The organism is Caulobacter sp. GW821-FHT10C03 (assembly GCF_059415485.1).
This window is the reverse complement of sequence record NZ_JBWKNI010000006.1, coordinates 230693-251721: the sequence shown is the minus strand read 5'-3', so window position 1 is coordinate 251721 and position 21029 is coordinate 230693. Positions and strand designations below refer to the sequence as shown.

Genomic DNA, 21029 nt, shown 5'->3' with positions numbered 1-21029 from the left:
AAGCGGGATAACGGGATGCGTTGACAGGCGGTTCACCCTATAGATGGACCGATGACACAGCGGGCCTTCCCGATTCTCTTCATCACCGCCACGCGTATCGGCGACGCCGTGCTGTCGTCCGGCCTGATCAGAATGCTGGCCGACGAGATCCCCAACGCCCGCTTCACCATCGTCGCCGGCCCGCTGGCCGCCCCCCTGTTCGCCCACGTCCCCGGCCTCGACCGGGTGATCGTCATGGAGAAGGGCAAGGGCAAGGGTCACTGGTTCAAGCTGTGGAACCAGGTGCGTCACAAGAAGTGGGGCCTGGTGGTCGATCTGCGCGGCAGCGCCACCGCCCTCTTCCTGCGCCGCGAGAAGCGGGCGATCTGGAAGAAGACCCCCGGCGAGATCGCCCACAAGGTGATCGAGACCGCCCGCGTGCTGAAGATCGAAGACGCCCCGCCGGCCCCGCACCTCTACATCACCCCGGAAGTCCAGGCCCTGGCCGACCAGATGCTGGCCCCGCGCGGCAATGAGCAGGCCGGCCCGATCCTGGCCATGGGCCCGGCCGCCAACTGGATCGGCAAGGTCTGGCCGATCGAGCGCTTCACCCAGACGGCGGCCCAGCTGCTCGGCCCCGGCGGCAAGCTGGAGGGCGGTCGCCTGCTGATCCTCGGCGGTCCGGAAGACGGGCGCATGGTCGAGGAGCTGCGTATGGCCTCGGCGCGCGGCCGCTGCATCGACCTGACCGGCAAGGTCGATTTGCTGACCGCCTATGCCTGCCTCAAGCGCGCCGACCTCTTCATCGGCAACGACAGCGGCCTGATGCACATCGCCGCCGCGGCCGGCACGCCGACCGTCGGCCTGTTCGGCCCCTCGGACGAGCGCCGCTACGGCCCCTGGGGCCCGCTGACCCGCGCCGTGCGCGGCCCGCGCGACTTCGAACAGTTCAAGGCCGTCGACCCCGACCTCTCACAAGCCATCCGCCACATGAGCGACCTGCCGGTGGCCAAGGTGGTTCGCGCGGCCGTGGAGTTGCTGGACGAGGCCCGCGCCAGCGCGGTCGTCGTCGCGCCGCCGGTTGAAGAACCGGCCGCCGAGCCGCCGGTCGAAACCGCCGCGCCGGAAGTGGCTCTGGAAACCGCCGCCGAAACCCCGGCCATCGCCGAAGAGCCGGCCGAAGCCGAACCCAAACTCAAGGTCTCCCCCCGCCGCCGCAAACGCGCCAGCGGCGAAGCCAGCCCGCCGGCTTAGAATTACCCTCTCTCTTTGAGAGAGGGAGGGGCCCATGGCGAAGCCATGGGAGGGTGAGAGGTAACACTCTCTCCGAACCAGGCGCGGTCGTCGGCTCTGCCTTTTGCTACCGCGCGTCATCCGTCGACGGTGATCTCCGTGAGCGGTGAAGCGTCTCGGAACGCGCCGGGACAAGCCGGCCAACGGTGAAACCTCTCACCCTCCCACCGCCTTCGGCGTCGGGCCCCTCCCTCTCTCTATGAGAGAGGGGTTTAGTTTGGTGTTGCCACCCGCCCCCAGCAGACCTAGACCCCGGCAACCCCCTCAGGAGCGCGCGCCATGTCCCAGACCTTCGACCTGATCGTCCGTGGGGGCGAGGTGGTGAACCATGCCGGGCGCGGGATCACCGACGTCGGCGTGCGCGGCGGCAAGATCGTCGCCATCGGCGACCTCAGCCAGGCCAGCGCCGGCGAGGTGTTCGACGCCACGGGCCTGACCGTGCTGCCGGGCGTGATCGACAGCCAGGTGCACTTCCGCGAGCCGGGCCTGGAGTGGAAAGAGGATCTCGAAAGCGGTTCGCGCGGCGCGGCCCTCGGCGGCGTGGTCGCCGTGTTCGAGATGCCCAACACCGAGCCGACCACCACCGATCCGGACGCCCTGGCCGACAAACTGGCCCGCGCCAAGAACCGGATGCACACCGACCACGCCTTCTATGTCGGCGGCACCCACGAGAACGCCAACTTCCTGGGCGAACTGGAACGCCTGCCGGGCTGCTGCGGCATCAAGGTGTTCATGGGCGCCTCGACGGGCAGCCTGCTGGTGCAGGACGACGAGGGGGTCGAGAACGTGCTGCGGCACGTGAACCGCCGCGCGGCCTTCCACTCGGAAGACGAATACCGCCTGGCCGACCGCCGCCACCTGGCCCGTCCCGGCGACTGGACCAGCCACCCCGAGGTGCGCGACGCCCAGGCCGCCCTGCAGTCGACCCACCGCCTGGTGCGCATCGCCAAGAACCTGGGCAAGCGCATCCACGTGCTGCACGTCACCACCAAGGAAGAGATCGACTTCCTGGCCCAGAACAAGGACGTCGCCAGCGTCGAGGTCACGCCCCAGCACCTGACCCTGGTCGCGCCCGAGGCCTATGAGCGGCTGAAGGGCTTCGCCCAGATGAACCCGCCGATCCGCGACGCCTATCACGTGGCCGGCGTCTGGCGCGGCATCGAGGCCGGCATCGCCGACGTGCTGGGCAGCGACCACGCCCCCCACACCCGCGAGGAGAAGGCCCGCCCCTACCCGGCCTCGCCGTCGGGCATGCCGGGCGTCCAGACGCTGGTGCCGGTGATGCTGACCCATGTGGTCGACGGCAAGCTTTCCCTCGAGCGCTTCGTCGACCTGACCAGCCATGGCGTGAACCGCGTGTTCGGCCTGGCCGACAAGGGCCGCCTGGCCGAAGGCTTCGACGCCGACTTCACCATCGTCGACATGAAGGCCCGCAAGACCATCACCCACGAGCAGATGGCCAACCGCGCCGGCTGGACCCCGTTCGACGGCTTCGAGGCCAAGGCCTGGCCGGTGGCCACCATCGTCCGCGGCATCGTGGTCATGCGCGACGACGAGATCATCGCCGAGGGCAAGGGCGAGCCGGTGCGGTTCCTGGAGACGTTGGCGAAATAGTTCCCTCTCCCCTTGCGGGAGAGGGTGGCCCCACGCAGTGGGGTCGGGTGAGGGGTCGCACGTACAGAAACGCCGCGACGGCTGTTCAGCTGTCGCGGCGTTTTGCGTCTGAGAGACCCCTCATCCGTCATCCTTCGGATGACACCTTCTCCCGCAAGGGGAGAAGGACGAGCGAACGCCGCTCGACGAGGTTGAACGGCCGTTCGACGCGCTCCATAACAGGGGGCATGGACACCCTCGTCAGCGCTCCGTTCCGTGACGCCCGCTATGCGCAGCGGGCGCTGGAGGTCGAAAAGCACGGCGAGGCGCTGATCCTGCGCAACCCCATGCCCTATTCCGACGCGGTGCGGACCACCACCGCCCCGCTGGCCCGCTGGGCTGCAGAGGCGCCCAACCGGGTCTGGCTGGCCGAGCGCATCGAGGGCCAGGACGGCTGGCGGACGGTCACCTATGGCGAGGCCGCGCCGCGCATCGCCGCCCTGGCCGGCGGCCTCTCGACCCTTGGCCTGTCGCGCGGCGCGCCGCTGCTGATCCTGGCCCGCAACGGCATAGACCACGCTCTGATCGCCTATGCGGCCATGAGCCTGGGCGCCCCGGCCGCGCCGGTATCGCCGCAGTATGGCCTGGCCGGCGCCGACCTCTCGCGCCTGGCCCAGGCGGTCGAGCGGATCAAGCCGGCGGCGGTCTATGTCGACGACGCGGCCGCCTTCGCCCAGGCTCTGGATCATCCCGCCATCGACAGCCTGCCGGTGGTCGCCAGCCGCAACCCGCGCCCCGGCGACCAGCCCTTCGACGCCCTGCTGGCCAGCCCGCCAGCGGCCGACGTCGCGCAGGCCGGCGACCTCGCCAAGCTGTTGCTGACCTCGGGTTCGACCGGCCGGCCCAAGGCGGTGATCTGCACCCACGCCAACATCGCGCTCAACGCCGCCCAGATCGAGGCCTGCTACGCCGACCCCGATCCGCCGGTGCTGGTCAATTCCGCGCCCTGGAGCCACAGCCTGGGGGCCAACGCCATTCTGCACATGGTGCTGCACCGGGGCGGCACGCTGTACATCGACACCGGCCAGCCCGTGCCGGGGCGGTTTTCCGAAACGCTGCGGAACCTGCGCGAGGTCTCGCCGACCTATCACAACATGGTGCCGGCCGGCTGGGGCCTGCTGGTCGGCGAGCTGGAGCGCGACCCGGTGCTGGCGGCGACCTTCTTCCGGAAAGTGCGGGTGCTGCAGTACGGCGGCGCGGCCATGGCCCAGTCGATCCTCGACCGGGTGCAGGCCGTGGCCCTGGAGACGACCGGCCAGCGCATCACCTTCGCGGCCGGCTACGGCGCCACCGAGACCGGGCCGACGGCCTGCAACATCCACTGGCTGAACGGGCGCGCAGGGATGGTCGGCCTGCCCACGCCCGGCACGGCGGTGAAGCTGGTCCCGGCCGGCGAGAAGCTGGAGATCCGGGTCAAGGGCCCGCAGGTCTCGCCCGGCTATCTCGACCAGCCCGAAGCGACGCGGGAAGCCTTCGACGAGGACGGCTTCTACCGCCTGGGCGACGCCGCGCGGCTGGCCGATCCGGACGATCCCTCGGCGGGCCTCGTGTTCGACGGGCGGCTGGTGGAGAACTTCAAGCTGGCCAGCGGGACCTTCGTCGCCGCCGGCGCCCTGCGGGTGGCGACGATCTCGGCCATCGGCGGGGCGGCCAGCGACGCCGTGGTCTGCGGCGAGGGCCGCGACGGCGTCGGGCTGATGCTGTTCCTGGAGCCCAGGACCTGCGAGCGCATCGGCGACGCGGCGGCCGTGCGGGCGGCGATCCGGGCCGGGCTGGAGCGCTTCAACGCCGGGGCCAAGGGCGGCGGCCGCGTGGCCCGCGCCCTGATCCTGCCCGGCGCCCCCGACGCGGCCAGCGGCGAGCTGACCGACAAGGGCTATATCAACCAGGCCCTGGCGCGGGAGCGACGGCCGGCGGAGATCGAGCGGCTGTTCGCGGTCGCGCCCGATGAAGACGTGATGGTGTTTGGGTAGGCCAAGGCGATCCTCCCCCTTTGGGGGAGGTGGCCCAGAGGGCCGGAGGGGGTCAGCACCGCCTTCGGCGGTCCCCCTCAGTCGCGGAGTCTATCCTCGGGCCGGCCTGCGGCCGGACCCGGGGGCGACAGCTCCCCCAGAGGGGGAGCATCTTGATGCTAGGGAAGGAAGAACCACATGAACGGCGCTGACGCCCTGATCACCACCCTGGCCGACAACGGCGTCACCGCCTGCTTCGCCAACCCGGGCACCAGCGAGATGCAGTTCGTCTCGGCCCTGGACCGCGAGCCGCGCATGCGCTCGATCCTGTGCCTGTTCGAGGGCGTGGCGACCGGGGCGGCCGACGGCTATGGGCGGATCGCGGGCAGGCCGGCCTGCACCCTGCTGCACCTGGGGCCGGGCTACGCCAACGGCGCGGCCAATCTGCACAACGCCCGCCGGGCCTTCACCCCGATCGTCAACGTGGTGGGCGACCACGCCACCTACCACCGAGGCTTCGACGCCCCCCTCAACAGCGACATCGCCGCCCTGGCCGCGCCCAACTCGCTGTGGGTGAAGTCGGCCGAGAGCGCCGACAGCGTCGGGCCGCTGGCCGCCGAGGCGATCACCGCCAGCTACGGGACGCCGGCGGGCAACGCCTGCCTGATCCTGCCCGCCGACGCCGCCTGGAACGAGGCCACGGTGCACGGCGGGGTGGCCGAGATCCCCGCCCCCGGCGCGCCCGACGACGAGACGATCGCCGCCGTCGCCCACGCGGTGAAGGCGGCCAAGGCGCCGGTGCTGCTGCTGGGCTCGGGCGCCTGCCGCGCGGACGGGATCGCCGCCGCCGGGCGGCTGGCGGCCCTGGGGATCCGGGTGCTGACCGACACCTTCACCGCCCGCCAGGCGCGCGGCGAGGGCCGCTTCCGTCCCGACAAGCTGCCCTATTTCGGCGAACAGGCCCTCAAGGAGCTCGACGGCGCCGACCTGATGGTGCTGGTCGCCACCGAGCGGCCGGTGGCCTTCTTCGCCTATCCCGACCGGCCCAGCGTGCTCGTGCCCGAGCACTGCGGGCTGGAGACCCTGTGCGGCCGGGGCGACGATGCGGCCGCCGCCCTCAACGCCCTGGCCGACGCCCTGGAGGCCCCCGCCGCCGGTCCGGCCGAGCCCTACGCCCCGCCGCCCGCGCCGGCCGGCAAGCTGGACGCCTGGGCGATCGGGGCGGCCATCGCCCGCCACATGCCGGCCGATACGGTGATCTCCGACGACGCGGTGACCGCCGGCCTGCCGATCTTCACCCAGACCCGCGCCGCCCGCGCCCACGACTGGCTGTCGCTGACCGGCGGCGCCATCGGCCAGGGCATCCCGCTGGCCATCGGCGCGGCCGTGGCCCGGCCCGACGCCAAGGTCCTGGCCCTGACCGGCGACGGGGCGGGCATGTACACGGTGCAGGGCCTGTGGACGATCGCCCGCGAGCAGCTGGACGTCGTGGTCGTGGTCTTCGCCAACCACGTCTACCGCATCCTCGGCATCGAGCTTTCCCGCACCGGCGCCGGCCCGGCGGGCCCGGCGGCCAGCAAGCTGCTCGACATCGGCGAACCGCGCATCGACTGGGTGGCGGTGTCGCAGGGGCTGGGCGTGCCCGCGCAGCGGGTGGAGACGGCCGAGGCCTTCGACGCGGCGTTCGAACGGGCGATGGCCGGCAAGGGGCCAAGGTTGATCGAGGCGGCGCTGGCCTAACCCCCTCCGGCCCTCCGGGCCACCTCCCCCAAAGGGGGAGGATCTGGGTTCGCGCCGTCAGATGCTCCCCCTCTGGGGGAGCTGTCGCGGAGCGACTGAGGGGGCCCTCCCCGGACACAAAAATCCCCGCCGGTTCGCACCGGCGGGGTTCTTCGTCAGAGCTCCGGAAAGCTCTTACTTCTTGATGTTGGTCGGCAGCTTGCAGCCGCCGCCGACGCCCTTGGCCTGCAGGCAGGACAGGAGTTCCTTCGGCTTGGGCGCGGGCGCGTTCAGCGGGTAGGACATCACCCAGCCCGGCAGGCCGTCGGCGCAGGCGACTTCGATGAAGCCGTCGGTCTCGGTGCGGCCGATGACCCGGGCGTCGGAAACCTCGCAGCTGCCCTTGCCGTAGGCCTTCAGGTCGGACCACAGGCGCGGGAACACCGCGTTCGGCTTGGTGTAGCTGCAGCGGAAGCCGTTCAGCTCCGAGAACAGGCAGTCATAGACGCGGTTCTCGGTGGGCGAGAACATGCCGATGCCGCCGTCCGGACGGTTCGAGCACTTCAGCTCGACCACTTCCTTCTTGGGGTCGTTCGACGGGAACAGGCCGTAGGATTCGACCTTGCAGTCGAAGCCGGCCTTCTTGGCCAGGCTGGTGTAGAGGCCGGCCTGCTCGGTCTTGGCCGCGCGGCTGTCGGTCAGGGTGCACTCGGCGCCGCCCGGGGCGTTGGCGCAGTCGATGGCGCGGGAGAGAGCGCCGCTGGCCAGGGTCTGCTGCAGCACATAGCCCTTGCCGTCCTGGCACGAGACTTCGAAGTAGTTGTCGGTCTTGGTGGTCAGGATGTAGCGCTTGTCCTTCACCGCGCAGCCGTTGTTGGCGGCGGCGGCCAGGGTGTCGACGACCTGCAGCTGGGTGGCGCGGTCGGTCAGCTTGCACGAGATGTTGCCGGTTTCTTCGTACAGCAGGCAGCTGTTGGCCACCGTGCCTTCGAGCTTCATCGGGACCGGGACCTGGACGATGTAGCCGGCGCCGCCCTTACAGGCGACTTCGAAGAACGAGTTGTTGTTGCCGGTGCCGATGGCGCGGGCGTTCTGCAGGTCGCAGGCGGCGCTGGCCTTGGCGAGGTAGGGCTTCAGGCCCTGCTTGGGATCGGCGTTGGCCGGCAGCAGGCACTTGAGGCCCGATTCCTTGCCGTCGGCGCCGACCTGGCCGGTCTCAAGGCAGTTGAACGCCTGCGGAGCGGCGTCCTTCTTGGCCACGATGGCGTAGCCCATGCCTTCCTGGCAGGCGACTTCGTAGTAGGAGGTGCTGGTCTTCTTGTCAGCGCCGATCAGGCGCGCGTCGGACACTTGGCAGGCGATGGTCGTCTGCGCCATCAGCGGCGGCGCTTCCTTCATGCCGGTTTCACGCGACTTGGCGTCGACGGCGGCGGCGGCGGGCTTGGCATCCTTCGGCGCCGAAAGGACGGCGGCCGGAACGAGCACGGCGACCGCGAGGGCGGCCGTCAGGCCGATCGCGAATGGCCTCATGTCTGTAGTCTCCTGGGGGTGAATTCCTCGCGGCGGACTTAAGCGCCCGCTTGCATCTAGGGTCAAGATGTCGTCCGACAGGGGCGCAATCATGGCGCGGCTTGGCCATAAAAAATGGGCTGCAGGGGAGTGAAACGGCGATGAACGACGGGTTCGAGGAGGCCGCCAGCGACGCGGAATCGCCGCGCCGGCCGCGCCTAGCCTATCCGTTCGAGGTCGAGCCGGAGCCCGGTTCGGGCCAGGCGGTCGAGGTCGCGCCGGGGGTGCTGTGGCTGCGTCAGCCGCTGGGCGGCTCGCTGGGCTTCATCAATGTCTGGGCGCTGACCGACGGCGAGGGCTGGACGATCGTCGACACCGGCATGGCCACCAAGGAGACCAGCGGGGCCTGGAAGGCCGCCTTCGCCGGGGCGCTGGAGGGACGGCCGGTGACCCGCGTCATCGTCACCCACCTGCACCCCGACCATGTGGGCCTGGCCGGCTGGCTGACCCGCCGCTTCGACTGCCGGCTGTGGATGACCAGGCTGGAATACTTCCAGTGCCGGATGCTGGTGGCCGACACCGGCCGCGAGGCCCCCGAGGACGGGGTGCGGTTCTTCCGCGCCGCCGGCTGGGACGAGGACGCCATCGACAACTACAAGACCCGCTTCGGCGGCTTTGGCCGGGCGATCCACGCCCTGCCCGACAGCTATAGGCGCATGGAGGACGGCGAGACCTTCCGCATCGGCGCGCACGACTGGACGGTGGTGACCGGCCAGGGCCACTCGCCCGACCACGCCTGCCTGTGGAGCCCGGCGCTGGGCCTGCTGATCTCGGGCGACCAGGTGCTGCCGAAGATCTCGTCCAACGTCTCGGTGTTCCCCACCGAGCCCGACGCCGATCCGCTGACCGACTGGCTGACCTCGCTGGCCAAGGTCAAGGCGATCGTGCCCGACGAGGTGCTGGTGCTGCCAGCTCACAACGCCCCCTTCCGCGGCCTGCACGCCCGCATCGACCAGCTGATCAACGGCCATGAGCGCGGCCTTTCCCGCCTGGTCGGCAAGCTTGCCGAACCCAAGCGCGCCATCGACGCGTTCGGCGCCCTCTTCGCCCGGCCGATCGGCCCGGAGGTGCTGGGCATGGCCACCGGCGAGGCCATGGCCCACCTCAACTGCCTGATCGGCCGCGGACTGGCGGTGCGCGAGGCGGACGAGGCCGGCGTGGGGTGGTATCGGGCGGTTTGATATTTCCCTCTCTCTTAGAGAGAGGGAGGGGCCCGCCGCGAAGCGGTGGGAGGGTGAGAGGTTTCACCGCCAGCAGGCAAATCCGAACCTGCAGCCACCTACCCGACGTCCAAGTCGCAACTCCGCGCTTCATTCGGTGAGTTTGTTACCTCTCACCCTCCCACGCCTTCGGCGTGGGCCCCTCCCTCTCTCAAAGAGAGAGGGACAAGGTAGGAAAACACCCGTTTGATATTCCGCACACGAAGCATATAGTCGGCGCATGTCGACGCCCCCCGCCCCTGCCCCCGACAAGCGCCTCGTCTTCCTGCTCGCCTCCGGCCATCGGCGGGTGCAGCGCTGGATCGAGGCCAAGCTGGCGGCCGACCGGCACGGCCTGACCTCGGCCCAGTCGGGGGTGCTGTTCTATCTGGGCGGCGCCGACGGGGCGCTGATCGGCGAAGCGGCCGAGGCGCTGGACCTGGCCCCCTCGGCCATGACCGGCCTCGTCGACCGCATGACCCGCGCCGGCCTGGTCGAGCGCCGGCCCGATCCCAAGGACGGCCGCGCCCTGCGCCTGCACCTGACCGACCACGGCCGCGCCGCCCGCGAGGAGGCGAAAGCCGGCCTCGTCCACCTCAACGCCCACCTCACCGAAGGCTTCACGGACGACGAGATCGCCGTGGTCGCCCGCTGGCTTTCGAGCCTGCAGACCAAGTTCCCCAAAGGAGACGCTCCCCAATGACCGAGCACGTGAAGATTGACCGCGAGGCGGGCGTCCTGACCATCACCCTGGCCCGCCCGGACAAGAAGAACGCCCTCAGCAACGCCATGTACGGCGCCCTGGCCGACGCCCTGGAGGGCGCCGAGCGCGATCCGGAGATCCGGGTCGTGGTGTTCCAGGGCGACGGCGACAGCTTCAGCGCTGGCAACGACCTGGGCGACTTCGTGGCCCAGGCCACCGGCGCCTTCACCGAGGAGCGCCACGTGTGGCGGTTCCTGAAAGCCCTGGCCAACGCCACCCGGCCGCTGGTCGCCGCCGTCCACGGCCAGGCCGTCGGCGTGGGCACGACCATGCTGCTGCACTGCGACCTGGTGTTCGTGGCCCCCGACGCGCGCCTGACCGTGCCGTTCGTCAACCTGGCCCTGGCCCCGGAGGCCGCGTCGAGCTGGCTGCTGCCGGCCCGCATCGGCCACGCCCGCGCCTACGCCATGTTCGCCCTGGGCGAGGCCGTGGACGGTGCGACCGCCGCCGCCTGGGGCCTGGCCAACGCCGTGGTTCCGGCCGAAGACCTGCGGGCCCGCGCCCGCGCCGCCGCCGACCAGCTGGCCAAGCGCCCGCTGGGCGCCCTGACCGTCACCAAGCGCCTGATGCGCGACGCCGAGGCCATCGCCGACCTGATGGACAAGGAAGGCGCCCTGTTCGCCGAGCGCCTGCAGACCGCCGAGGCCCGCGAAGCGTTCATGGCCTTCGCCGAACGCCGAGCCCCGGACTTCAGCAAGGTGGGGTAGGATACAAAGATCCTCCCCCTCTGGGGGAGGTGTCGCCAAAGGCGACGGAGGGGGGCCGTTTTCAGCTTCCGCTGCATAGGCCGGCTTCGCGGAAAATCCCCCCACCGATCGCTGCGCGATCGCCTCCCCCACAGGGGGAGGTTCCTCATGACCGACAAGGATCCTCGCCATGGCCGACCGCATCGTCTCGCCCTTCGGGGCCCGCAGCACCGCCGGCGAGGTGGTCGCCGGTCATGATCTCACGGGCCGCACCGCCATCGTCACCGGCGCGGCCACCGGCATCGGGATCGAGACCGCCCGGGCGCTGGCCGAAGCAGGCGCGGAGGTGGTGATCGCCGCCCGCAAGCCCGACCTGGGCGCGCAAGCCGTCGCCGAGATCGAACGCACGGCCGGTCCCGGCAAGGTCCGGTTCGCGATGCTCGACCTCTCCAGCCTGGCCTCGGTGCGCGCCTTCGCTCAGACCTGGGGCGAGGCGCCGCTGAACCTGCTGATCAACAACGCCGGCGTCATGGCCTGCCCGCTCGGCTACACCGAAGACGGGCTGGAGATGCAGATCGGCACCAACCACTTCGGCCACTTCGCGCTGTCGACGCTGCTGGCGGAAAACCTGATAGCGGGGGCGCAAGGATCGGGCGTTCCCTCGCGCCTGGTGTCGCTGTCGTCGATCGGCCACCGGCGCTCGGGCGTGGATTTCGAGGACCCGCACTTCCGCCATCGGCCCTACGACAAGTGGGAGGCCTACGGCCAGGCCAAGACCGCCAACAGCCTGTTCGCGGTCGGCTTCGACGCCCGGTTCAAGGACCTGGGCGTGCGGGCCAACGCCGTCATGCCCGGCGGCATCATGACCCCGCTGCAGCGCCACCTGCCGATCGAGGAGCAGGTCGCCCTGGGCTGGATCGGCGAGGACGGCAAGCCGCGCGACGGCTTCAAAACCCCGCAGCAGGGCGCGGCCACCAGCGTCTGGGCGGCGGTCGGCCCCGAACTCGACGGCGTCGGCGGACTCTATCTGGAAGACTGCAAGCAGGCCGTTGCCTGGACCAAGGACAAGCCCTGGGCCGGGGTGCTGCCGCACGCGCTGGACCCGGACGCGGCCGAGCGGCTGTGGGCGCTGTCGGTGGAGACCTCTGCTCCTCCCCCGTGAAACGGGGGAGGTGGCGCGGCGCCATCGGCGACGTGACGGAGGGGGCGACCGCCGCTGCCCCGCCCAGTCTCGCCCCCTCCACCACTTCGTGGTCCCCCTCCCCCGTTTGCACGGGGGAGGAGTCGCGGGGAGAAGGATCATGAAAAAGCCCCGCCGGTTCGCGCCGGCGGGGCTCTTGGTTTCAGGCTGTCTGGAGCCTCAGTGCTGGGCCGGGGCGGCGGGAGCCGCGGCCACCGGGGCCGGAGCAGCGCCAGCCGCCGGAGCCGCGGCGCCTTCCGCGGCCGGAGCCGCGGCAGCCGGAGCGGCGGCGGCCGCCGCCGGCTTGGGCGCCGGCACGGGCAGGGTCGAGCCCAGGCTGTGCAGGTAGGCGATGATGGCGATGCGGTCTTCCTGCTTCTTCAGGCCCGCGAAGGTCATCTTGGTGCCCGAGATGTACTTCTGCGGACCCTTGAGGAACTGGTCGACATGGTCGTAGTCCCACTGCGGGTTCTTGCCGCCGAAGTCGGTCATGGCCGACGAATAGGCGAAGCCCGGGTGCGTGCCCGGATGCTTGCCCAGGGTGCCGAAGAGGTTGGGACCGGTGCCGTTGGGGCCGCCCGAATCGAAGTTGTGGCACGAGGCGCACTTGGCCGCGACGGCCTTGCCGGCCTCGATATTGGCGGGCAGCAGGATCACCGAACCCCAGTCGGGCGGGACCTCTGCGGCCGGCGCGCCCTCGCCGCCGGTGTCTTCCTGGACGGCGATCTCGTAGCCGGCCTTCTCGACCTCGTGCTTCTTGAAGACGATGTCGGACGCCTCGCGCAGACCGAAGATCACCAGGCCGGTCAGGAGCACGCCGCCGAAAATCTTGTTGAACGTAAGGTCGCTCATCTCAGCCTTGTCAGCCTCTTTATTGGCCCGCCTTACGTGGGCGGAGCCGATTTATGAGCGCGGGTCCCCCCATGGTCGTCCCACGCGCGATGTTGCGCTCCGGTCTCTGACACGCTACCGCCCCGTGCGCAACCCGGGCGAACCGCGTTTCGCCCAACTCCGGTACGCCATGAACCCGATCGTCCTCATCCCCGCCCGCATGGCGGCGACCCGCCTCCCCAACAAGCCGCTGGCCGACATCGGCGGGCTGCCGATGATCGTGCGCGTGCTGCGCCAGGCGGAGGCCGCGGGCATCGGCCCGGTGGCCGTGGCGGCCGGCGATCCGGAGATCGTGGCGGCGGTGGAAGCCGCCGGCGGCCGCGCCGTGCTGACCGATCCGGCCCTGCCCTCGGGCTCCGACCGCATCCTGGCGGCCCTGGCCGTGCTGGACCCGGACGGCGTCCACGACGTGATCATCAACCTGCAGGGCGACATGCCCTTCGTCGACCCGGCGGTGCTGAGCGCCTGCGCCGGCCAGCTGGCCGCCCACGCCGACGCCGACATCGCCACGGTCGTCGCGCCGGAAGCCTCGGCCGACGACCGGTCCAACCCCGACGTGGTCAAGGCCGTGCTGGCCATGGACGCGAGTGGAGAGAGCGGCCGCGCCCTCTACTTCACCCGCTCCACCCTCTATGGCGACGCGCCCGTCTGGCGCCACATCGGCATCTACGGCTATCGCCGCGCGGCGCTGGAGGCGTTCAACGCCGCCCTCCCCTCGCCGCTGGAAAAGCGCGAGAAGCTGGAGCAGCTGCGGGCCATGGAGCTGGGCCTGACGATCCGCGCGGCGGTGGCGGGCGAGGCCCCGATCTCCGTCGACAACCCTTCCGACCTGCAGGCCGCGCGCGACCACGCCGAAAAGACTGAAAGCTAGATGAGCACCCTCAAGAAGATCGCCTTCCAGGGCGAACCCGGCGCCAACAGCCACGAGGCGTGCCGCACCTACTTCCCCGACTACGAAGTGCTGCCCTGCGCCACCTTCGAGGAGGCGTTCGAGGCCATCAAGACCGGCGCGGCCCAGCTGGGCATGATCCCGATCGAGAACTCGATCGCCGGCCGGGTGGCCGACGTCCACCACCTGCTGCCCGCCTCGGGCCTGAAGATCATCGGCGAGCGCTTCAAGCCGATCCGCTTCCAGCTGATGGCCAACAAGGGCGTGACGCTGGACACCGTGACGACCGCCGTCTCGATGCCGATCGCGCTCAGCCAGTGCCGCCACAGCCTCAAGCGCCTGGGCCTGGCCAAGGAAGGCGCGGGCGACACCGCCGGCGCGGCCAAGGCCCTGGCCGCCAAGCCCGACCCGACCCGCGCCGCCGTCGCCCCCGCCCTGGCCGCCGAGATCTACGACCTCGACATCCTGGCCCGCGACATCGAGGACGAGCGCCACAACACCACCCGCTTCCTGGTGATGACCGCCGACCCGGCCCCGCCGGCCCCGTCGTTCACCCACCGCTGCGTGACCAGCTTCGTCTTCCGGGTGCGCAACCTGCCGGCGGCCCTGTTCAAGGCCCTGGGCGGCTTCGCCACCAACGGCGTCAACATGACCAAGCTGGAAAGCTACATGGAGAACGGCGCCTTCACGGCCACCTTCTTCTACGCCGAGGTCGATGGCCGCCCCGAAGACCGCAGCCTGGCCCTGGCCTTCGACGAGCTGCAGTTCTTCTCCGAGAAGTTCGAGATCCTGGGCGTCTACCCCGCCGACCCGTTCCGCGACGGGAAATAACCCCCTTCTCCCCTTGCGGGAGAAGGTGTCGGCGAAAGCCGACGGATGAGGGGTTTCTCAAAATTCAGACGCCGCGACAGCCCGCCCGCCGTCGCGGCGTTTCTGTTTGCGCGCGCCCTCACCCGACCTCCTCCGGAGACCCCCCTCTCCGCGCCCTCAAGCCTTCCGGTAGAACAGCACCCTGCCCGCTGGCACGAGCTGCAGCAGGAGGTCGAACTCCCGCACGTTGGCCGTCAGCACGGTGAAGCCCAGTTTCAGGGCCTGCAGGAAAAGCACGCAATCCTGCAGGGCCTTCAGCCGCGCGTCGTCGCGGTAGCCTTGCAGCCGGCACAGCATCCCGGCCAGCAGGGCGGCGCGGCCCAGCACCTCGGCGTCGGGCTCGAAAAGACGATGATCGGGCATAGCCTTGATCTGGCGCTCAATGGCCCCGATAGCGGCGGCCGTGCGCGGATCGTCGGGCCGCAGCACCCCGACCGTGTGCATCAGCTCCTGCACGGCCACGGTCGCGTGGTTGACCTGCCGCGTTGCGACCAAGGTGCGGACGACGTCGGGCGCGCGGCCCTGCATCCGGTCGATATAGACGCAGGTGTCGAGCAGCAGGGGCGCCCCGGCCAGGTTTTCCGCGTCGGCGAACGGCAGGTCGGCGTCCGCGCGGCGGGCCAGGGTGCGGCCCGGATCGAAACGCGCCCAGCGCCGGGCGGCGTCGAAGTCGAAGCTCGCCACCTCAGAAGCCGAGCTTCAGGTCCGGATCCACTGTACCGCCGACCGCTTCGAAGGCCTCGGCGAACCCGTCTTCCAGGGCGAGGCTGGCCAGGGCGAACTCCAGCAGCTCGGTGTCGGTGGCGATGCCGGTATTGGCCTTGGCCCGCGCGATGATGGTGGCGCTGAGACGGCCGCCGATGCGACCGTCCTTTTCAGTCAAAAGACCAGACCGCTTGGCGCTGGTCATTACGGCTTCGACGCGGGTTTCCATGAAGCGGCCCGACCGCTCATCCCGAACGGTCCAGGCGCCGGTAACGGCGGTTGACGACGGAGCGATTTCCCTCTTCGCCATCTGAAAGCCTCGTTGGACGAAATTCCAATTTCGTTCAACATACGCGAAAACCGCATAAACGACATGCGAAAACTGCATAGGCCTGAAGCGTCCTGCGCCTTCACCCCCTCCCCGTTCCGCCCTATTCTCCCGGGCCATGACCAAGCCCGTTCCCGCAGATGTCGTCTCGCGCCTGAAGTCCGTGCTGGGCGAGGGTGGATGGAGCCAGGATCCCGAGCGGCTGGCGCCGAAGCTGGTGGAATGGCGCGGGCGCTGGAAGGGCGAGACCCCGCTGCTGGTCACCCCGCGCACCACCGCCGAGGTGGCCGCCGTCGTGGGCATCTGCGCGGCCGAGGGCGTGGCGATCACCCCGCAGGGCGGCAACACGGGCCTGGTCGCCGGCCAGATCCCGCAGGGCGAGATCCTGCTGTCGACCGAAAAGCTGCGCGCGGTGCGCGACGTCGACGCCCTGGACGACGTCATGGTGCTGGAAGCCGGGGTCACCCTGTACGAGGCCCATCAGCAGGCGGCGAGCGTCGGCCGGCGGTTCACGGTGGGCGTGGCTTCGGAAGGCTCGTGCACCATCGGCGGGCTGATCTCGACCAACGCCGGCGGCACGGCCGTGCTGCGCTACGGCATGATGCGCGAGCAGGTGCTGGGCATCGAAGCGGTGCTGCCCAACGGCGAGATCTGGAACGGCCTGAAACGCCTTCGCAAGGACAACACCGGCTACGACCTCAAGCAGCTGCTGATCGGGGCCGAGGGCACGCTGGGCGTGGTCACCGCCGCGGCCCTGAAGCTGCACGCGCCGCTGGCCTCGCGGGCCGTGGCCATCGTCGGCCTGGCCTCGCCCGAGGACGCCATCACCTTGCTCGCCCGTGCCAAGGACGAGACCGGCGGCGCGGTCGAGGCCTTCGAGCTGATGGGCCGCCTGGGCTTTGCTTTGACCGTGCGCAACGTGCCCGGCCTGCGAGATCCTCTGCCCACGGAGCATCCCTGGTACGTGCTGATCGAGATCGCCAGCGGCGAGCCCGGCGCGGCCGAGGCGGCGCTGGAACGCCTGCTGGCCGGCGCCTTCGAGGCCGGCCTGATCGCCGACGCGGCCGTGGCCCAGACGCAGACCCAGATGAAGGACTTCTGGCACATCCGCGAAGGCCACTCGGCCGGCCAGAAGCCCGAGGGCGCGGTGTGGAAGCACGACGTCAGCGTGCCGGTCTCGAAGATTCCGCTGTTCATCGGCCAGGCCAATGCGGCGATCGACAAGGCCTTCCCCGGAACCCGCATCGTCGCCTTCGGCCATGTGGGCGACGGCAACGTGCACTACGACGTGCTGAAGGCCCAGGGCGGCGACGACGACGCCCATGACGCCCTGCGCGAGCAAGGCGCCCGCATCGTCCACGACATCGCCGCCAGCTTCACCGGCTCGATCAGCGCCGAACACGGCCTGGGCGCGATGAAGACGGCCGAGGCTCTGGCCTACAAGGACCCCATCGAGGTCGCCGCCCTGCGCGCGATCCGCGCGGCGCTCGACCCGCAGCGGATCATGAACCCGCGGGTGCTGTTCTAGGCCGTCACTGGCCCTGGGCTGGATCAACATTCACCGGCCTGAGCTCATTTTTCACCGAGCCTCCCCGCGAAGGCGGGGATCCAAGCCGAGGTTGCGGTCGATCCACGGTCGCGCCTCATCCTGAAATCCAGCTTGGGTCCCCGCCTGCGCGGGGATGCGCGGATTTGAAGGCCGCGAACAGCTGAATGTCGATACGCCCTAGCCCTGGGCCGCCTTGGCCTTGCGTCGGGCGAAATAGACCATGATCAGCGACAGTACCGCCCCGGCGGGGAAGGTCGCCTTCAGCAGGCCGCCCGCCGCGCCCGGGCCCAGGATGTTGATCGCGAACGGAACGAAGCCCCACTCGCCGGTCGAGGGTTTCATCCAGAACGCCCCGACGCCGACGAAGGCAAGCACCGCCCAGATCACCCGCAGCTTCAGCGCCTTGGTGCGGGCCACGAAGTAGAGGGCGGCGATCATCGGCAGCGGCCAGGCCAGGGCGGCCGCGAGGGCGAGGGTTTGGTTCATGGCCCCTTCCTAGAGCATTTTCGGGCGAAGGGGATTCCCCGCGCCGCCTTGTGCGACAGATCACATCCTCAAGTTGAAACCGTGATACCGTGCCCTCGGCGACGGCCGGGCCGCGCGCCATCAAAATCAACATAGGGAGGCGATCATGCCCGCTTCGAGCCTGACCCTGCAGCAGCAGGCCTTCTGCCTGTCCTGGCTGTCGAACGCCGCCGGCGACAAGGTCGACACCCTGGCCAATCTGGAAGCCATCGTGGCCCAGGCGGTGGCCGCCTTCGTCACCGACAACGCCGGCCAGATCGCCGACTGGTCGGTCGTCTGGGGGCCCGAGGCCGCCAGCCACGACGGCGACGACCCGACCGCGCTCTACTACGCCGACAACCTGCTGTACGCGGCCGAGGCCTCGGTGAACGGGGCGCCCTGCCTGGTGGTGGCCATGGCCGGCACCAACGAGGACGACGCCTACGACTGGCTGGCCGAGGACTTCGCGATCGTCCGCCAGGTCGACTGGGCCTATGGGAACGGCGGCTTCACCGGCGCGCCGTCGCCGAAGATCTCGCACGCCACCCACACCGGCATCACCGCCCTGCTGGCGATGTCCGACTCCAAGAGCGGCGGCATCCAGACCTTCGTCACCAGCTGGGCCAAGGCCAACACCGGCGGCACGATCATCTTCACCGGCCACAGCCTGGGCGGGGCGCTGTCGCCGACCCTGGCGACGGCGGTGATCGGTCAGAACGGCGGCCCGTTCCCCGGGATCACCCACCTGGCCCTGCCCAGCGCCGGCCCGACGCCCGGCAATCCGGACTTCGCGGCCCTCTACACCCACTTCTACCCGCAGCCGGCCGACACCGGGCCGACGCCCTTCAACACCGACATCGTCAACGCCCACGACATCGTGCCCACCGCCTGGAACGACGTGCATCTGAAGGGCTTCTTCACCAACACCGGCGACCTGGCGTTCAAGCTGGAGATGGACGCCCTGCTGGGCTCGATCGACCTGCTGGCCGACGGCCTGCTCGCCTTCAAGACCTACACCCCGATCGCCCACAAGACCTTCGCGGCCAGCCCGCCGGACATCGACTACGCCAGCCTGCAGGACTTCTTCGGCCTGATCGTCGCCAACCACCTGGCGGCCTACCCGACCTATTTCGGAGTGACCGACGCGCTGAACGACACCACCCAGGTCATGACCAACGCCACCCTGCGCCAGGTCCAGACCCACGCCCGCCAACTGATCGCGGCGGCGAAGGGACAGCAGGCTTCGACATCGTCGGCGGCGGCCGAATAGCCCGCCCTCAGGCTGCCTGATCGAGAGCCGGCGGCGCCGTCACCTTGGCGGCCCGCCGCGCCTTCCAGGCCCGTAGGTGGACGGCCACCGCGCCCACCGGCACGGTGAACTTCAGGATCCACGGGTAGAAGTTGGCGTAGCCCTGCTTGCTGGCCGTGGCGCCGAGCAGCACGATGTGTATCGGCTGGAAGCCCGCCGCGCCCGTGGTCCAGTTGATCGACGCGACGCCGACGCCGAGGAACGACAGCGGAACCCACAACCACTTTCGCTTCAACCCCGGGGCCCGAAAGGCGGCGACCGCCGCCCACAGCATGAAGAGGGGCGACAGCACCACGACGGCCAGGAACGCCAGCTGAAAAGGCGTCCGGCCGCTTAGGGTGAAGGCGCCCTTGGCCAGTTCGGCGTTGCTCGCGCGATTGAAGCCGCAGCCCCAGAGCCGCCAGGCCTGGGTCTTGTCGGCGCGCACCAGCCGCACGTGATAGAGCACGGCCTCGTCGCGGAAAGGCAGTTCGTAGGTCAGGTCCAGCGTCTCCACGCCGGGCGCGAAGGTCCCCTGGAAGGTGATCAGCCGCCGCTCGACCGTCCCCGCCGGCGGCGCGAGACGGCGCAGGGCCAGGATCGCGGCCGGCGTGGTCGTCTTTGCGGCCTCCGGCGCCATCCGCGATCGCACGGCCTCGGCCCGGCCGGCGGCGATGTCGTCATAGACCGCGCGCGCAGCGGCCTCGGCGGCCGGATCGCTCCTCAACGACAGAGGCTTGCACCCCGCCACGGCCAGCGCCATCGCCACCAGCAGCAGCGCCACCGCCCGCTTCATCACGCTCGTCATGCACTCGCCCCACGCTGCGCCCAACCGTGAGGCGAACGAGGGCCGATTGTCCAGCGGCAAGCTTGGCCGTCTTCATCGCTTGCCTCGCCCGCACCCAGGCCATATATCGCATATACGAAACGTATATGATCGAGATATCCCATGGGCATCGTCAACATCGAGGACGAGCTGCACGAGCAGCTGCGGCGGGCCAGCAAGGCGTCGTACCGGTCGATCAACGGCCAGGCGGCGTTCTGGATCAGGATCGGCATGCTGTGCGAACTGCACCCGCACCTGACCTTCCAGGAACTGGTGGCGCGCGAGCTGCGGGAGGCCGGCGTGGACGGCGACGATCCAGCGCCTGACAGCCCCAAAGCGGCGAAGGCCATCGAGACCCTGCCGTGACCATCGAGCACGAAGACCAGCTGGAGAAGCTGCGCGTCATCGGCGCCCTGGTGGCCCGCACCCTGGCGGCCATGGGAGCGGCCTTGGAGCCGGGCATGACCACCAAGGAGCTGGACGACATCGGCCGCGCCCTGCTGGAGAAGGACGGCGCGCGCTCGGCCCCGGAGCTGACCTACAATTTCCCCGGCGCGACCTGCATCTCGGTGGGTCCCGACTGCGCCCACGGCATTCCCGGCGACACGGTGATCAAGGCCGGCGACCTGATCAACATCGACGTCTCGGCCGAGCTGGACGGCTATTTCGGCGACACCGGCGCCAGCTTTTCCGTGCCGCCGACGTCCAAGCGCATCGAACGCCTGTGCCGCGACGGGCGGCGGGCGATGTGGGCGGGCATCCGGGCCGTGCAGCCTGGCGGCCGGCTGAACGCGATCGGCGGCGCCATCGAGACCTTCGCCGAGAAGAACGGCTACAGCCTGGTGCGCAACCTGGCCAGCCACGGGGTCGGCCGCTCGCTGCACGACGAGCCCCGCGAGATCCCCACCTGGCGCGAGCCGCGCGACCGTCGCACCATCCCCGAGGGCCTGGTCTTCACCATCGAGCCCTTCCTGTCGCTCGGCGCCGACTGGGTCGAGGAACTGGACGACGGCTGGACCCTGCGTCCGCCGCGCGGCCAGCCCACCGTGCAGTACGAGCACACCCTGGTGGCGACGCGGAACGGACCGCTGGTGCTGACCCTGGCCTGAGGGGCGCATAGCGCCCCTTACGGGCTCACGATGAGCCGCCACCGCTGGCGAAGCGGGGCCAAAGCCTCTATCTGCGT

At 70.2% G+C, this 21029-nt stretch carries 20 protein-coding genes; 14 read left to right on the top strand and 6 right to left on the bottom strand.

The features are described 5' to 3' along the window. The first annotated feature begins 51 nt into the window (after positions 1 to 51). The 4 genes from AC07NG_RS10435 (at position 52) to AC07NG_RS10420 (ending at position 6617) form a co-directional block, all read left to right on the top strand. Positions 52 to 1233, top strand: coding sequence for a glycosyltransferase family 9 protein (locus AC07NG_RS10435; protein WP_494593813.1), 1182 nt, complete (start codon positions 52 to 54; stop codon positions 1231 to 1233). Positions 1234 to 1551: 318 nt separating this feature from the next. Then, the gene (locus AC07NG_RS10430) at positions 1552 to 2886 is read left to right on the top strand and encodes a dihydroorotase (RefSeq protein WP_494593811.1); all 1335 of its coding nucleotides are present in this window, start codon (positions 1552 to 1554) and stop codon (positions 2884 to 2886) included. A 227-nt stretch (positions 2887 to 3113) separates the two neighbouring features. Further along, positions 3114 to 4898, top strand: a complete 1785-nt coding sequence (locus tag AC07NG_RS10425) for a feruloyl-CoA synthase (RefSeq protein ID WP_494593809.1) — start codon at positions 3114 to 3116, stop codon at positions 4896 to 4898. Between the two features lie 177 nt (positions 4899 to 5075). Then, positions 5076 to 6617, top strand: coding sequence for an acetolactate synthase large subunit (locus AC07NG_RS10420; RefSeq protein ID WP_494593807.1), 1542 nt, complete (start codon positions 5076 to 5078; stop codon positions 6615 to 6617). Between the two features lie 174 nt (positions 6618 to 6791). Here the strand turns inward: AC07NG_RS10420 and AC07NG_RS10415 are convergent, their stop codons facing one another. Next, complete coding sequence (locus tag AC07NG_RS10415; RefSeq protein WP_492853950.1) at positions 6792 to 8126, bottom strand: hypothetical protein; 1335 nt, start codon at positions 8124 to 8126, stop codon at positions 6792 to 6794. Positions 8127 to 8266: 140 nt separating this feature from the next. On the opposite strand from AC07NG_RS10415, the gene AC07NG_RS10410 reads away from it, so the two are divergent. From AC07NG_RS10410 to AC07NG_RS10395, 4 genes are all read left to right on the top strand, one after another. Further along, positions 8267 to 9346 (top strand): MBL fold metallo-hydrolase, encoded by a 1080-nt coding sequence (locus AC07NG_RS10410; protein WP_494593805.1) that lies wholly within the window; start codon positions 8267 to 8269, stop codon positions 9344 to 9346. Between the two features lie 259 nt (positions 9347 to 9605). Beyond that, entirely contained in the window at positions 9606 to 10067 is a 462-nt protein-coding gene (locus AC07NG_RS10405) for a MarR family winged helix-turn-helix transcriptional regulator (RefSeq protein ID WP_492853952.1), read from the top strand. Beyond that, positions 10064 to 10834, top strand: a complete 771-nt coding sequence (locus AC07NG_RS10400) for an enoyl-CoA hydratase (protein ID WP_494593803.1) — start codon at positions 10064 to 10066, stop codon at positions 10832 to 10834. Before AC07NG_RS10405 ends, AC07NG_RS10400 begins: the two co-directional genes overlap by 4 nt. Positions 10835 to 11003: 169 nt before the next feature. Next, positions 11004 to 11975: an SDR family NAD(P)-dependent oxidoreductase gene (locus tag AC07NG_RS10395; RefSeq protein WP_494593801.1), complete on the top strand. Its 972-nt coding sequence runs from the start codon at positions 11004 to 11006 to the stop codon at positions 11973 to 11975. A 198-nt stretch (positions 11976 to 12173) separates the two neighbouring features. Here the strand turns inward: AC07NG_RS10395 and AC07NG_RS10390 are convergent, their stop codons facing one another. Beyond that, the gene (locus AC07NG_RS10390; RefSeq protein ID WP_494593800.1) at positions 12174 to 12845 is read right to left on the bottom strand and encodes a c-type cytochrome; all 672 of its coding nucleotides are present in this window, start codon (positions 12843 to 12845) and stop codon (positions 12174 to 12176) included. A 169-nt stretch (positions 12846 to 13014) separates the two neighbouring features. Between AC07NG_RS10390 and AC07NG_RS10385 the strand changes: the two genes are divergently transcribed. Both AC07NG_RS10385 and AC07NG_RS10380 read left to right on the top strand, forming a co-directional pair. Continuing rightward, positions 13015 to 13755 (top strand): 3-deoxy-manno-octulosonate cytidylyltransferase, encoded by a 741-nt coding sequence (locus AC07NG_RS10385; RefSeq protein ID WP_494593798.1) that lies wholly within the window; start codon positions 13015 to 13017, stop codon positions 13753 to 13755. Further along, complete coding sequence (locus tag AC07NG_RS10380) at positions 13756 to 14604, top strand: prephenate dehydratase (protein ID WP_494593796.1); 849 nt, start codon at positions 13756 to 13758, stop codon at positions 14602 to 14604. A 156-nt stretch (positions 14605 to 14760) separates the two neighbouring features. On the opposite strand, the gene AC07NG_RS10375 is transcribed toward AC07NG_RS10380, so the two are convergent. Beyond that, positions 14761 to 15327 (bottom strand): type II toxin-antitoxin system VapC family toxin, encoded by a 567-nt coding sequence (locus AC07NG_RS10375; RefSeq protein ID WP_494593794.1) that lies wholly within the window; start codon positions 15325 to 15327, stop codon positions 14761 to 14763. Position 15328: 1 nt separating this feature from the next. Further along, complete coding sequence (locus AC07NG_RS10370; protein WP_494593792.1) at positions 15329 to 15577, bottom strand: hypothetical protein; 249 nt, start codon at positions 15575 to 15577, stop codon at positions 15329 to 15331. 217 nt (positions 15578 to 15794) lie between these two features. Here AC07NG_RS10370 and AC07NG_RS10365 point away from each other — a divergent pair, with 217 nt between their 5' ends. Then, entirely contained in the window at positions 15795 to 17204 is a 1410-nt protein-coding gene (locus AC07NG_RS10365; protein WP_494593790.1) for an FAD-binding oxidoreductase, read from the top strand. 198 nt (positions 17205 to 17402) lie between these two features. Here the strand turns inward: AC07NG_RS10365 and AC07NG_RS10360 are convergent, their stop codons facing one another. Continuing rightward, positions 17403 to 17711: a hypothetical protein gene (locus tag AC07NG_RS10360; protein ID WP_494593788.1), complete on the bottom strand. Its 309-nt coding sequence runs from the start codon at positions 17709 to 17711 to the stop codon at positions 17403 to 17405. Between the two features lie 145 nt (positions 17712 to 17856). On the opposite strand from AC07NG_RS10360, the gene AC07NG_RS10355 reads away from it, so the two are divergent. After that, positions 17857 to 18999, top strand: a complete 1143-nt coding sequence (locus tag AC07NG_RS10355; protein ID WP_494593786.1) for a lipase family protein — start codon at positions 17857 to 17859, stop codon at positions 18997 to 18999. Positions 19000 to 19006: 7 nt separating this feature from the next. Here the strand turns inward: AC07NG_RS10355 and AC07NG_RS10350 are convergent, their stop codons facing one another. After that, positions 19007 to 19825, bottom strand: a complete 819-nt coding sequence (locus AC07NG_RS10350; RefSeq protein WP_494593784.1) for a hypothetical protein — start codon at positions 19823 to 19825, stop codon at positions 19007 to 19009. A 141-nt stretch (positions 19826 to 19966) separates the two neighbouring features. On the opposite strand from AC07NG_RS10350, the gene AC07NG_RS10345 reads away from it, so the two are divergent. Continuing rightward, the gene (locus tag AC07NG_RS10345; RefSeq protein WP_494593783.1) at positions 19967 to 20209 is read left to right on the top strand and encodes a ParD-like family protein; all 243 of its coding nucleotides are present in this window, start codon (positions 19967 to 19969) and stop codon (positions 20207 to 20209) included. Further along, on the top strand, positions 20206 to 20952 hold the full coding sequence (gene map / locus AC07NG_RS10340) for a type I methionyl aminopeptidase (protein ID WP_494593781.1): 747 nt from the start codon (positions 20206 to 20208) through the stop codon (positions 20950 to 20952). The genes AC07NG_RS10345 and map overlap by 4 nt, the downstream gene beginning before the upstream one ends. The last annotated feature ends 77 nt before the right edge of the window (positions 20953 to 21029 follow it).

Excerpts from the sequence above, each read along its gene's own strand:
- AC07NG_RS10435 (WP_494593813.1), top strand. The coding sequence starts at position 52 with ATGACACAGCGGGCCTTCCCGATTCTCTTCATCACCGCCACGCGTATC.
- AC07NG_RS10430 (WP_494593811.1), top strand. The coding sequence starts at position 1,552 with ATGTCCCAGACCTTCGACCTGATCGTCCGTGGGGGCGAGGTGGTGAAC.
- AC07NG_RS10425 (WP_494593809.1), top strand. The coding sequence starts at position 3,114 with ATGGACACCCTCGTCAGCGCTCCGTTCCGTGACGCCCGCTATGCGCAG.
- AC07NG_RS10420 (WP_494593807.1), top strand. The coding sequence starts at position 5,076 with ATGAACGGCGCTGACGCCCTGATCACCACCCTGGCCGACAACGGCGTC.
- AC07NG_RS10415 (WP_492853950.1), bottom strand. The coding sequence starts at position 8,126 with ATGAGGCCATTCGCGATCGGCCTGACGGCCGCCCTCGCGGTCGCCGTG.
- AC07NG_RS10410 (WP_494593805.1), top strand. The coding sequence starts at position 8,267 with ATGAACGACGGGTTCGAGGAGGCCGCCAGCGACGCGGAATCGCCGCGC.
- AC07NG_RS10405 (WP_492853952.1), top strand. The coding sequence starts at position 9,606 with ATGTCGACGCCCCCCGCCCCTGCCCCCGACAAGCGCCTCGTCTTCCTG.
- AC07NG_RS10400 (WP_494593803.1), top strand. The coding sequence starts at position 10,064 with ATGACCGAGCACGTGAAGATTGACCGCGAGGCGGGCGTCCTGACCATC.
- AC07NG_RS10395 (WP_494593801.1), top strand. The coding sequence starts at position 11,004 with ATGGCCGACCGCATCGTCTCGCCCTTCGGGGCCCGCAGCACCGCCGGC.
- AC07NG_RS10390 (WP_494593800.1), bottom strand. The coding sequence starts at position 12,845 with ATGAGCGACCTTACGTTCAACAAGATTTTCGGCGGCGTGCTCCTGACC.
- AC07NG_RS10385 (WP_494593798.1), top strand. The coding sequence starts at position 13,015 with ATGAACCCGATCGTCCTCATCCCCGCCCGCATGGCGGCGACCCGCCTC.
- AC07NG_RS10380 (WP_494593796.1), top strand. The coding sequence starts at position 13,756 with ATGAGCACCCTCAAGAAGATCGCCTTCCAGGGCGAACCCGGCGCCAAC.
- AC07NG_RS10370 (WP_494593792.1), bottom strand. The coding sequence starts at position 15,577 with ATGGAAACCCGCGTCGAAGCCGTAATGACCAGCGCCAAGCGGTCTGGT.
- AC07NG_RS10365 (WP_494593790.1), top strand. The coding sequence starts at position 15,795 with ATGACCAAGCCCGTTCCCGCAGATGTCGTCTCGCGCCTGAAGTCCGTG.
- AC07NG_RS10360 (WP_494593788.1), bottom strand. The coding sequence starts at position 17,711 with ATGAACCAAACCCTCGCCCTCGCGGCCGCCCTGGCCTGGCCGCTGCCG.
- AC07NG_RS10355 (WP_494593786.1), top strand. The coding sequence starts at position 17,857 with ATGCCCGCTTCGAGCCTGACCCTGCAGCAGCAGGCCTTCTGCCTGTCC.
- AC07NG_RS10350 (WP_494593784.1), bottom strand. The coding sequence starts at position 19,825 with ATGACGAGCGTGATGAAGCGGGCGGTGGCGCTGCTGCTGGTGGCGATG.
- AC07NG_RS10345 (WP_494593783.1), top strand. The coding sequence starts at position 19,967 with ATGGGCATCGTCAACATCGAGGACGAGCTGCACGAGCAGCTGCGGCGG.